At 45.4% G+C, this 10,531-nt stretch carries 13 protein-coding genes and 5 tRNA genes; 2 read left to right on the top strand and 16 right to left on the bottom strand.

Translation table 11 applies throughout. The features are described 5' to 3' along the window. Window positions 1-89: 89 nt before the first annotated feature. The 15 genes from rplL to rpsU form a co-directional block, all read right to left on the bottom strand. The gene (gene rplL / locus BACSA_RS12655; protein WP_007564160.1) at window positions 90-467 is read right to left on the bottom strand and encodes a 50S ribosomal protein L7/L12; all 378 of its coding nucleotides are present in this window, start codon (window positions 465-467) and stop codon (window positions 90-92) included. A gap of 50 nt (window positions 468-517) precedes the next feature. Next, entirely contained in the window at window positions 518-1,033 is a 516-nt protein-coding gene (gene rplJ / locus BACSA_RS12650; protein ID WP_013618477.1) for a 50S ribosomal protein L10, read from the bottom strand. Between the two features lie 12 nt (window positions 1,034-1,045). Beyond that, window positions 1,046-1,747: a 50S ribosomal protein L1 gene (gene rplA, locus BACSA_RS12645; RefSeq protein ID WP_013618476.1), complete on the bottom strand. Its 702-nt coding sequence runs from the start codon at window positions 1,745-1,747 to the stop codon at window positions 1,046-1,048. 16 nt (window positions 1,748-1,763) lie between these two features. Then, the gene (gene rplK, locus BACSA_RS12640) at window positions 1,764-2,207 is read right to left on the bottom strand and encodes a 50S ribosomal protein L11 (RefSeq protein ID WP_013618475.1); all 444 of its coding nucleotides are present in this window, start codon (window positions 2,205-2,207) and stop codon (window positions 1,764-1,766) included. A gap of 62 nt (window positions 2,208-2,269) precedes the next feature. Further along, on the bottom strand, window positions 2,270-2,812 hold the full coding sequence (gene nusG, locus BACSA_RS12635) for a transcription termination/antitermination protein NusG (RefSeq protein WP_013618474.1): 543 nt from the start codon (window positions 2,810-2,812) through the stop codon (window positions 2,270-2,272). Window positions 2,813-2,823: 11 nt separating this feature from the next. Then, window positions 2,824-3,021, bottom strand: coding sequence for a preprotein translocase subunit SecE (secE, locus tag BACSA_RS19410; RefSeq protein ID WP_013618473.1), 198 nt, complete (start codon window positions 3,019-3,021; stop codon window positions 2,824-2,826). A gap of 16 nt (window positions 3,022-3,037) precedes the next feature. Continuing rightward, window positions 3,038-3,110 (bottom strand) — tRNA-Trp (locus tag BACSA_RS12630). Window positions 3,111-3,167: 57 nt separating this feature from the next. After that, a complete protein-coding gene (gene tuf, locus BACSA_RS12625) occupies window positions 3,168-4,352 on the bottom strand; it encodes an elongation factor Tu (protein ID WP_013618472.1) in 1,185 nt (394 codons plus the stop codon). Between the two features lie 60 nt (window positions 4,353-4,412). Next, window positions 4,413-4,484: transfer RNA gene (locus BACSA_RS12620), tRNA-Thr, on the bottom strand. A gap of 18 nt (window positions 4,485-4,502) precedes the next feature. Then, window positions 4,503-4,575 (bottom strand) — tRNA-Gly (locus BACSA_RS12615). An 11-nt stretch (window positions 4,576-4,586) separates the two neighbouring features. After that, window positions 4,587-4,669 (bottom strand) — tRNA-Tyr (locus BACSA_RS12610). A gap of 17 nt (window positions 4,670-4,686) precedes the next feature. Further along, a tRNA-Thr gene (locus tag BACSA_RS12605) sits at window positions 4,687-4,760 on the bottom strand. A 93-nt stretch (window positions 4,761-4,853) separates the two neighbouring features. Then, window positions 4,854-5,153 (bottom strand): ribosome hibernation-promoting factor, HPF/YfiA family, encoded by a 300-nt coding sequence (gene hpf / locus BACSA_RS12600; RefSeq protein WP_013618471.1) that lies wholly within the window; start codon window positions 5,151-5,153, stop codon window positions 4,854-4,856. 15 nt (window positions 5,154-5,168) lie between these two features. After that, entirely contained in the window at window positions 5,169-6,047 is an 879-nt protein-coding gene (locus BACSA_RS12595; protein WP_013618470.1) for a tyrosine-type recombinase/integrase, read from the bottom strand. A gap of 75 nt (window positions 6,048-6,122) precedes the next feature. After that, on the bottom strand, window positions 6,123-6,314 hold the full coding sequence (rpsU, locus tag BACSA_RS12590) for a 30S ribosomal protein S21 (protein WP_013618469.1): 192 nt from the start codon (window positions 6,312-6,314) through the stop codon (window positions 6,123-6,125). A gap of 166 nt (window positions 6,315-6,480) precedes the next feature. Between rpsU and BACSA_RS12585 the strand changes: the two genes are divergently transcribed. Beyond that, the gene (locus BACSA_RS12585) at window positions 6,481-8,268 is read left to right on the top strand and encodes an aminopeptidase P family protein (protein ID WP_013618468.1); all 1,788 of its coding nucleotides are present in this window, start codon (window positions 6,481-6,483) and stop codon (window positions 8,266-8,268) included. A 204-nt stretch (window positions 8,269-8,472) separates the two neighbouring features. Further along, a complete protein-coding gene (locus BACSA_RS12580) occupies window positions 8,473-8,985 on the top strand; it encodes a gamma carbonic anhydrase family protein (protein ID WP_013618467.1) in 513 nt (170 codons plus the stop codon). A gap of 66 nt (window positions 8,986-9,051) precedes the next feature. Here BACSA_RS12580 and BACSA_RS12575 read toward each other — a convergent pair whose 3' ends face one another. Then, complete coding sequence (locus BACSA_RS12575) at window positions 9,052-10,077, bottom strand: threonine aldolase family protein (protein ID WP_013618466.1); 1,026 nt, start codon at window positions 10,075-10,077, stop codon at window positions 9,052-9,054. Window positions 10,078-10,531 lie beyond the last annotated feature (454 nt).

Raw genomic sequence — 10,531 nt, 5'->3', positions numbered from 1 at the left:
TTCAGGAGTAAAAACCTGTGTAGACGCAAAAAGGTTAAGAATCCTCGGAAGAGGACTCTTAACCGGATTACCTGTTTAACAGGCTAATATTATTTAAGCTCAACTTCTGCTCCAGCTTCTTCCAGAGTTTTCTTCAAAGATTCAGCTTCGTCTTTAGCCAAGCCTTCTTTTACTGTGCTAGGAGCTCCGTCAACCAAGTCTTTTGCTTCTTTCAAACCAAGACCACAAGCTTCTTTAACAGCTTTAACTACCTGCAATTTAGCAGCACCTGCACTCTTCAAAACTACATCGAATGAAGTTTTTTCTTCAGCAGCAGCTGCACCAGCAGCAGCGGGACCAGCAGCAACAGCTACAGCTGCAGCAGCAGGTTCAATACCATATTCTTCTTTAAGGATAGTTGCAAGTTCATTAACTTCTTTTACTGTCAAGTTAACTAATTGTTCTGCAAAAGCTTTCAAATCTGCCATTTTTGTATGAAATTTAAATGTTTGTTACTAATTGAAAAATATTAAAGTTGTTATTCAGGACGTTCTGCAAGTGTCTGAAGAACTCCATGAATGGTGTTGCCACCAGATTGAAGAGCCGAAACCACATTCTTCGCAGGAGATTGCAACAAAGCAATGATATCTGCGATAACTTCGTTCTTGCTCTTGATAGTTGCCAAGGCTTCCAATTGTTCCGCACCGATATAGAAACCTTCTTCTGCATAAGCAGCTTTCAGTGCAGGTACACCTTCTTTATATTCTTTCAGCAATTTTGCAGGGGCATTGGCTACTTCGCAAAACATTACCGAAGTAGTACCCTTCAAAGAATCAAATAAGGGTGAATAATCAACATCCAAGCTTAGCAAAGCCTTGTGAAGCAATGAATTCTTCACAACCACCAACTTAATGCCGGCTTTAAAGCACTTTCTACGCAAATCACTGGTAGCGGCTGCATCCATTGCAGTTGTATCTACCAGGTAGAAATGTCCATATTGCTTTACGGCATCAGCTAACTGACTAATAATTACGCCTTTATCTTCCTTTCTCATGATTCCTCCTTATTATTGATTCTCGTCTACTGATTTCGGGTCAATCTTAATACCCTTACTCATAGTACTTGAAAGATAAATACTCTTAATATAAGTACCTTTAGCTGTAGTCGGCTTCAGTTTAATGATAGTTGCGATAAATTCCTTCGCGTTCTCACGAATCTGTTCAGGAGTAAAAGAAACCTTACCGATTGAAGTATGAACGATACCGTTCTTGTCAACCTTAAAGTCAATCTTACCTTGCTTAACTTCCTTAACAGCTTTAGCTACATCCATAGTCACAGTTCCGCTCTTCGGGTTCGGCATCAAGCCACGAGGACCGAGCACACGACCCAGAGCACCAATTTTACCCATAATAGACGGCATTGTGATGATAACATCCACATCAGTCCATCCACCTTTGATCTTATCTATATATTCATCAAGACCAACATAGTCAGCACCTGCTTCTTTTGCAGCAGCTTCAGCATCCGGCGTACACAAAACAAGTACACGAACCTGCTTACCAGTACCATGAGGCAGAGATACGACACCTCTTACCATTTGGTTAGCTTTACGAGGATCTACACCTAAACGTACGTCGATATCTAACGAAGCGTCAAACTTGGTATAAGTGATTTCTTTTACCAATTCCGCAGCTTCCTTCAGTGAGTATGCTTTCCCTGCTTCAATTTTACCTGCAGTCAACTTTTGATTTTTTGTCAGTTTACCCATTGTGAATTGAAGTTAATTAATTATTACCCGGGAAGTCACCTTTTACAGCGATACCCATACTTCTAGCTGTACCTGCTACCATTGTCATAGCAGCCTCAACAGTAAAACAGTTCAAGTCAACCAACTTATCCTGAGCAATCGTACGGATCTGATCCCAAGTCAACTCTGCGACTTTCTTACGATTAGGCTCAGCAGAACCACTCTTAATCTTCGCAGCCTCAAGCAACTGAATCGCTACAGGAGGAGTCTTAATCACGAAGTCAAAAGACTTGTCTGTGTAGTAGGTAATGATTACAGGCAATACCTTGCCTGCCTTGTCCTGGGTTCTGGCGTTGAATTGCTTGCAAAACTCCATAATGTTAATACCCTTAGAACCTAAGGCAGGTCCAACGGGAGGAGATGGATTTGCAGCGCCTCCTTTAATCTGTAATTTGATTAGTCCAGCAACTTCTTTAGCCATTTCTTTAATTTTTAATATAAGTGTAATTAACGAAGGGAACAACAGCACGTAACAAAATGCCCTTATTCCTTTTCCACATCCGTAAAGCCTAATTCGAGCGGAGTCTTCCGTCCGAATATCTTGACCATCACTTTCAGTTTCCGCTTTTCCGCGCTCACTTCTTCAATGACACCACTGAATCCGCTAAACGGTCCCACAGAAACTTTCACTGTTTCTCCTACGGCATAAGGCACATTCATGTCCTCACTTACTTCTTGCAGTTCGTCTACCGTACCCAATATGCGGTTAACCTCTGATTGTCTCAAAGGCACCGGATGATCCAAACCGCCCAAGAAGCCGATTACGTTAGTAATGTTCCTCAACTGGTGAGCAACTTCACCGACCAATGCAGCCTCTATCAAGACATACCCCGGAAGATAACTTCTTTCTTTCACAATCTTTTTACCATTGCGAACCTGATATACCTTCTCGGTAGGGATCAATACCTGAGATACGTATTCGCCAAGTTCGGTATTCCGCATTTCTGCTTCAATATACTCCTTCACCTTGGCTTCCTTACCACTCACAGCACGAAGCACGTACCATTTTTTTTCAATCTCAGACATTTTCTAACTGTTTATGAGTGCGGATAGATAACATCTTCCATGATGAACTGGAAGGCAGAATCCATAAGAAAAACAACGAGTGCAATAAGCAGGGAAGCATATAAAACAACTACTGCACTACTAGAAAGTTCTTTACGAGTAGGCCAAGATACTTTATGGACTAGTTCGTCGTAAGATTCTTTACAATAATTCGTTATCTTTTTAAACATATTCTTATCAATTTAGCACGGGAAGAGAGACTCGAACTCCCGACACTCGGTTTTGGAGACCGATGCTCTACCAACTGAGCTATTCCCGTAAAAATAGTTCCCGAAGACAAGTCCGGGAACTATATAATAATGAGTTAATTCTCTAATTAGTCAAGAATTTCAGTAATCTGACCAGCACCTACTGTACGTCCACCTTCGCGGATAGCGAAACGCAAACCTACGTTCAATGCAACCGGATAAATCAATTCTACAGTGATAGTTACGTTATCACCCGGCATTACCATGTCTGTTCCTTCTGGCAAAGAGATTTCACCTGTACAGTCCATAGTACGCAGATAGAACTGAGGACGATAGTGGTTGTGGAACGGAGTGTGACGGCCACCTTCTTCTTTCTTCAGGATATAAACCTCAGCTTTGAACTTAGAGTGAGCCTTAACCTGACCCGGGTGACACAAAATCATACCACGTTTGATTTCGTTCTTGTCGATACCACGGAGCAACAAACCTACGTTATCACCAGCTTCGCCTTCATCCAAGATCTTGCGGAACATTTCAACACCAGTTACAACTGATTTCTTGTCTTCGCCCAGACCCAAGATTTCAACTTCGTCGCCAACTTTTACACGACCTGCTTCGATACGGCCTGTAGCAACAGTACCACGACCAGTGATTGAGAACACGTCTTCAACCGGCATCAAGAACGGTTTATCTACATCACGCGGAGGCAGAGGAATCCAGCTGTCTACAGCATCCATCAATTCCATTACCTTTTCTTCCCATTGAGGAACGCCATTCAAAGCACCCAATGCAGAACCACGGATAATCGGAGTGTTGTCACCATCGTAGTCATAGAATGACAGCAGTTCGCGCATTTCCATTTCTACCAGTTCCAACATTTCTTCATCGTCAACCATATCGCATTTGTTCAAGAATACAACCAAACGCGGAACGTTTACCTGACGAGCCAACAAGATATGTTCACGAGTCTGAGGCATCGGACCATCAGTTGCAGCAACCACGATGATTGCACCATCCATCTGAGCGGCACCAGTTACCATGTTCTTCACATAGTCGGCGTGTCCCGGACAGTCAACGTGTGCATAGTGACGGTTTGCAGTCTGATATTCAACGTGAGCAGTGTTGATTGTAATACCTCTTTCCTTTTCTTCAGGAGCGTTGTCGATAGAATCGAAAGAACGCATTTCAGAGAGACCTTTCTTAGCCAATACTGTAGTAATGGCAGCGGTCAAAGTAGTCTTACCATGGTCAACGTGACCGATAGTACCGATGTTAACATGCGGTTTTGAACGTTCAAATTTCTCTTTAGCCATAGCTTTACTATTTGTTTATTTGATTAATAATCAGTATTTACACATTAATATATATTCGCGAGCTGTTACCGGGACTTGAACCCGGGACCTCTTCCTTACCAAGGAAGTGCTCTACCGCTGAGCTATAACAGCAAAGAAGAAAAGAAAGAGAGCGGAAGACGGGACTCAAACCCGCGACCCTCAGCTTGGAAGGCTAATGCTCTATCGACTGAGCTACTTCCGCATGTCATCAAGTGGGCAAAGATGGATTCGAACCACCGAAGGCGTAAGCCAGCAGATTTACAGTCTGCCCCATTTGGCCACTCTGGTATTTGCCCAACTTTTCTTTACTTCGAGCCTCTTGTCGGATTCGAACCAACGACCCCGAGATTACAAATCACGTGCTCTGGCCAACTGAGCTAAAGAGGCAAATTAAAACTTTGCAGCCACACCGCTTTCGTAGCTTAGCGGCTGCAAAGTTAGATATATTTTTTGAATCACAAAACTTTTACCGTGATTTTTTTATTTTCCTTGCAGTTTTTCTTTTGCTTTCAGCAATTGTTTCGACAAGGCCTCCATACATACATCGATGGATTCTTCAAATGTATCACATACTTTTTCAGCGTAAAACTCTGTATTCAGCGCCAATACGCGAACTCCAGCTTCCTTATTCATAGCTGTTTCCGGCTTTACGACTTTTAATGACACCTCTACTTTCTTTATATTATCGCAAAATCTTTCTAACTTCTCTGCCTTCTTCTGAATAAAAGCTTCCAGCCTCTCAGATGCATCGAAATGAATGGATTGAATTCTTACTTCCATAAAAACCTCCTTTTTTTACGCTCTTGGATGAGCTTGTTGATAAACTTTTTTTAATTCTTCGAAAGTTGTATGCGTATAGATTTCAGTCGTAGTCAGACTCTCATGCCCCAACAGTTCCTTCACCGCCTCCAGCCCTGCCTGATTATTCAGCATCGCCGTCGCGAAAGAATGCCTCAGCACGTGAGGACTTCGCTTCTTCAGCGCAACAACCCTCGACAAATTTTGTCTCACCAACAAATACACCATACCCGGATACATTGCCTTTCCTTCCTTACGGACAAAAAACGCTTCGCACTCTGTATGGCAATATTCGTTTCTTGCAGAAAGATAAACTTGCAGAATATTTTCCAATTCCTCGCCAAAAGGAATCACGCGTTGCTTATTCCTCTTCCCCGTCACTTTAATCGTGCCTGCCGAGAAATCCACATTTGCGTCTTTCAAACCTATCAGTTCCGAGAGCCGGATGCCCGTTTCGTAGAAAACAGCCACAATCGCCTTATTCCGGACACTTTCAAAATCAGTCCCGCATTCAGCGTCAAGCAGCCTGTCCATATCGGCCTCTTTCACGAATACAGGCAACGGTTTCTTCTTTTTAGGACCTGTCACCTTCCGGACAGGGTCTACCGAAACCACCTTCTCGCGCAACAGATAACGATAAAAAGAACGCAGCGAACTCAGCTTCCGGTTTACCGAAGAAGCGGCATACCCTTCATCCATCAATGAGACGACCCATCCCCGGATGACATCCGCATCGACCGTAGCAAAGTCCAATGTTTCATCCACCGCCTTAAAGTATGCCTCAAAGCCCGAAAGATCGATTCCGTAACTGACTACCGTCTTCTCGGAATAGTTCTTTTCGAACTGAAGATACTTCAGGAAAGATTCTTTCAACATAAAAATATCGCCTTTATCATTTACAGCAACGAATTTATGAAAAAGAATTCAATAATTCAAAGAATTTCGCGGAAATTATTCTTCTGTTTGATGCATTTTTTGAACGTAGATGGCATGTTCCATCTTCAAACGTTTCAATACAGACGGTTTGTCATACTGTTGTCTGCGTCTCAATTCTTTTACAACACCTGTTTTTTCAAATTTTCTTTTGAATTTCTTCAGCGCTTTTTCAATGTTTTCGCCTTCTTTTACTGGTACTACAATCATGTTTTAAAAAATTAATATGTTGTTATTAAATTATTTTGCATAGTCAATTCGCGGCGCAAAATTACATATACTTTCTTTATTTACAAAACTTTCCGTCAGATTTTATTAAATATGACACGGAAATTGTATCTTTGTTTCCCGTATACAAACCTTAATTACGCAAAAGATGGATACTAAGACAGAAATAAGAGAAAGAATCGAAGCCTTGCGGGCCTTTATGAAAGAAAGAGGGCTTGCCGCATTCATCGTCCCCAGCACCGACCCGCATTCGGGCGAATACGTGCCCGGACATTGGGAGTCGCGCAAATGGATTTCAGGATTTACAGGCTCAGCCGGAACGGCAGTCATCACCTTATATAATATAGGAGGGCTTTGGACCGACTCGCGCTACTTCCTTCAGGCGGAAGAGCAATTGAAAGACACCGGCATCACCTTATTCAAAGAGCGGATGCCGGAAACCCCTTCTATCCCCGAATGGCTGGGAAGCGTACTTCCTCCCGGAAGCGAAGTGGGCATCGACGGATGGGTGAACACCACCGAAGAGGCAATTGCCTTGCGCACGGAACTCAAATCTTACGGCTTACAACTGACAATCACCGAAGACCCTTTCGCACACATGTGGGAAGACCGCCCCAACCTGCCGGAAAGCCCGGCACATATACTCCCGTTGGCTTACGCAGGCATATCCGCATCCGAGAAGATACAAGCCATACGCCGGCATCTAAACCAATGCAATGCCGACAGCATCCTGGTTTCCGCACTCGATGAAATAGCCTGGACACTCAACCTCAGGGGAAACGACGTGCACTGCAATCCGGTATTCATCAGTTATCTGCTCATTACGCCCGACGAGGTGACCCTTTTCATCTCGCCCCGGAAACTCACCCCCGAAGTAAGCGCATACCTTTCTGGAAACGGGATTCAAACCAAAGACTATGCCGGAATAGCCGATGAAATCACCCATTTCACGGGAAAAAGCCTGCTGGTACCTCCCGAAACGAACTACGCGTTATCCGCCTCCATCCCTTCTTCCGTTTCCGTTATCCGGACGGACTCCCCCGTCAAATACATGAAAGCCATCAAGAACGAAACCGAAATCAAAGGTTTCCACGAAGCGATGAAACGCGACGGAGTGGCAATGGTACGCTTCCTGATGTGGCTGGAGCAAGCCGTGCAGAGCGGGAAAGAGACCGAAACCAGCATCGACGAGAAATTATACGAATTCCGTTCCGGGCAAGACCTGTTCCAAGGCATCAGTTTCGACACCATTGCCGGATACCAGGCACATGGAGCCATCGTCCATTATGAAGCAACGCCCGAATCGGCATCCACATTAAAGCCTGAAGGGCTTCTCTTGCTGGACAGCGGAGCACAATATACCGACGGAACTACCGACATCACCCGAACCATCGCCCTCGGACCGGTATCCGAAGCGCAACGCACCGACTACACCTTAGTATTAAAAGGATTCATCGCTCTCTCCAAAGCCGAATTCCCGGAAGGAACCTGCGGCACTCAGCTCGACGTGCTCGCCCGCCAATTCATGTGGAAAGCCGGAATCAATTACGGGCACGGCACCGGACACGGCGTAGGACATTTCCTGAATGTACACGAAGGGCCTCACCAGATACGCATGAACCATATCCCGGCTCCACTCCTACCCGGCATGACCATAACCAACGAACCGGGCATCTACCGTGCCGGGCAATATGGCGTGCGCACCGAAAACACCATGCTCATCGTGCCCAGCCAGACCACCGAGTTCGGGGAGTTTTATAAATTCGAACCGCTGACACTTTGTCCCATCGACAAGAAGCCGATCCGTCCCGACATGATGACACCCGAAGAAAAAGCGTGGCTGAATGCCTACCACCGGAAAGTGTACCAGGAGCTCGCCCCATTGCTGAACCCCGAAGAACAAAAATGGCTGGAAGGTGCCACCGCACCTATCTGAGCCAAGCAAGGCAGATAGGCATCCGCACACTTCCTTATAGCTGCGCCGCCCGGTGCGGATAACTGCATCACCTGCACGATTAGTAATCGTACGGCATGACAATTACTAATCGTACAGATATACGATTACTAATCGTGCAGGAGACGCAGGCATATAACCCAACCTGCCAACCCGTTATGTTTCACTTTTAAACTTATCTGAACAATGGCTTTAATCAAATCTGTAAGAGGATTCACTCCTCAAATAGGGAACAATTGTTTCCTTGCCGACAATGCCACAATCATTGGCGATGTCATAATGGGAGACGATTGCAGTATCTGGTTCAACACGGTCTTGCGAGGAGACGTCAACTCCATACGCATCGGGAACCGGGTAAATATCCAAGACGGGAGCGTGCTGCATACGCTTTATGAAAAATCGACCGTAGAAATCGGCAATGATGTGTCTATCGGACACAACGTCACGCTTCACGGGGCATGCATACACGACAATGCCCTTATCGGAATGGGAGCTACCCTGCTCGACCATGCCGTAGTGGGCGAAGGCGCCATCGTAGCCGCCGGCGCACTGGTGCTCTCCCATACCATTATCGAACCGCATACCCTCTGGGGAGGTGTCCCGGCAAAGTTCATCAAGAGAGTAGACCCTGCCCAAAGCAAGGAACTGAACCAGAAAATCGCAAACGGATACCTGATGTATGCATCGTGGTACAAATAAATGAAAAATGAAGAATGAAGAATCGCTGCGTCCGCATGGAATTCTTCATTCCTCATTCTTCATCCATCAAAGCATCCCGATTAATGCATCCACATCTTCCTCGCGGGTAGCCCAACTGGTAGCAATGCGCACCGCGGTATGATGTTCGTCCGGATATTCCCACACTTCCAGCCCTACCTGGGCAGAAATGCGTTCCCATTGCCTGTTTTCCATCACCACAAACAGCTGGTTGCTCTGAGGTGTCACCAAGAAACGGTATCCCTTTTCTTTCAACGCCCTTACAATCTTATCTGCCAGCTCAATCGCATGCCGGGCAATGCGCATATAAAGCCCGCCGGTAAAAAGGGTATCAAACTGAAGCCCGAGCAAACGTCCCTTAGCCAATAAAACTCCCCGTTGCTTGATAATCGTATCCAGTTGTTTCACCTGCCCCGGACGAGGAAGGACCACCGCCTCGCCAAACAAGGCTCCGACTTTCGTCCCACCAATATAAAACACATCACAAAGCGAAGCGATTGCTTCCAACGTTACATCCGTACCGGCAGATGCCAAAGCATATCCCAGCCGCGCCCCGTCTAAGAACAAAGGCACATGATGCTTGCGGCATACCGCTGACAAAGCTTCCAGTTCACCTAATGTATAAAGCGTGCCGTATTCCGTAGGGTGCGAAATGTACACCATACCCGGCGCAACCATTGCGCTCCAGCTCGGGCCCTGATAAAAATCTGTAATGTAACGGTCTACATCCGTAGCCGAAAGCTTGCCCTCGGCATGGGGCAATGCCAACACCTTATGTCCTCCGGCCTCAACGGCACCTGCCTCGTGCTGGTTGATGTGCCCGCTTTCGGCTGCTATCACGCCTTCATACGGACGAAGCATAGCCGTTATCATGGTAGCATTGGTCTGAGTGCCGCCTACCATGAAATGCACTTCCGCCTCAGGCGCACCGCACGCCCGGCGTATTTTCTCCCGTGCCGCTTCGCAATAGCAATCCGTTCCATACCCCGGAGTCTTCTCCATATTCGTCTGCATCAACCGCTCTAAAACCAACGGATGAGCACCTTCCAGATAATCACTTTCAAAATGTAGCATAGTTTTTTCAGCATTAATAAGATGATACAAATATAAGAAAGAAAATGCTTTCATGACCACAGTTCTGTAAACTTTCCCGTCCCATTTTCGGCACATCGCCTCCATTTCCCTTCATCAGCATCTTCCAACCCTTTCATTATCATTTGATAATAATTGAGTAAAGAAGTGTGAAAACAGGGCGAAGATACGGATAACCGCAATGCCCGATGCACTGGGCTGCATCAGCCCAGTGCATATAGTTGCCTTGGCATGGGTATGCGTCTGGATAAAATCAGAATATTTCCTTTTATCTGCCTTATTATAAAAATGAAGGGTTGCAGAGGCTTGTTTTTAAACCGATTCTTATGGAAAATCGTGTTTTTTATATCAGAAAATTGAAATATTTAAAAAGCTTTCCGCATGGAAAAGAAAAAAGAACTATATTTGCAACCTTGAAATAAACGCATATTAATTA

The sequence above is a fragment of the Phocaeicola salanitronis DSM 18170 genome (assembly GCF_000190575.1).
In the GTDB taxonomy this organism is placed as follows: Bacteria; Bacteroidota; Bacteroidia; order Bacteroidales; family Bacteroidaceae; genus Phocaeicola; species Phocaeicola salanitronis.
The sequence above is the reverse complement of the archived record's forward strand: the minus strand, read 5'-3'. Positions and strand labels throughout refer to the sequence as shown.

Excerpts from the sequence above, each read along its gene's own strand:
- rplL (WP_007564160.1), bottom strand. The coding sequence starts at position 467 with ATGGCAGATTTGAAAGCTTTTGCAGAACAATTAGTTAACTTGACAGTA.
- rplJ (WP_013618477.1), bottom strand. The coding sequence starts at position 1,033 with ATGAGAAAGGAAGATAAAGGCGTAATTATTAGTCAGTTAGCTGATGCC.
- rplA (WP_013618476.1), bottom strand. The coding sequence starts at position 1,747 with ATGGGTAAACTGACAAAAAATCAAAAGTTGACTGCAGGTAAAATTGAA.
- rplK (WP_013618475.1), bottom strand. The coding sequence starts at position 2,207 with ATGGCTAAAGAAGTTGCTGGACTAATCAAATTACAGATTAAAGGAGGC.
- nusG (WP_013618474.1), bottom strand. The coding sequence starts at position 2,812 with ATGTCTGAGATTGAAAAAAAATGGTACGTGCTTCGTGCTGTGAGTGGT.
- secE (WP_013618473.1), bottom strand. The coding sequence starts at position 3,021 with ATGTTTAAAAAGATAACGAATTATTGTAAAGAATCTTACGACGAACTA.
- tuf (WP_013618472.1), bottom strand. The coding sequence starts at position 4,352 with ATGGCTAAAGAGAAATTTGAACGTTCAAAACCGCATGTTAACATCGGT.
- hpf (WP_013618471.1), bottom strand. The coding sequence starts at position 5,153 with ATGGAAGTAAGAATTCAATCCATTCATTTCGATGCATCTGAGAGGCTG.
- BACSA_RS12595 (WP_013618470.1), bottom strand. The coding sequence starts at position 6,047 with ATGTTGAAAGAATCTTTCCTGAAGTATCTTCAGTTCGAAAAGAACTAT.
- rpsU (WP_013618469.1), bottom strand. The coding sequence starts at position 6,314 with ATGATTGTAGTACCAGTAAAAGAAGGCGAAAACATTGAAAAAGCGCTG.
- BACSA_RS12585 (WP_013618468.1), top strand. The coding sequence starts at position 6,481 with ATGGATACTAAGACAGAAATAAGAGAAAGAATCGAAGCCTTGCGGGCC.
- BACSA_RS12580 (WP_013618467.1), top strand. The coding sequence starts at position 8,473 with ATGGCTTTAATCAAATCTGTAAGAGGATTCACTCCTCAAATAGGGAAC.
- BACSA_RS12575 (WP_013618466.1), bottom strand. The coding sequence starts at position 10,077 with ATGCTACATTTTGAAAGTGATTATCTGGAAGGTGCTCATCCGTTGGTT.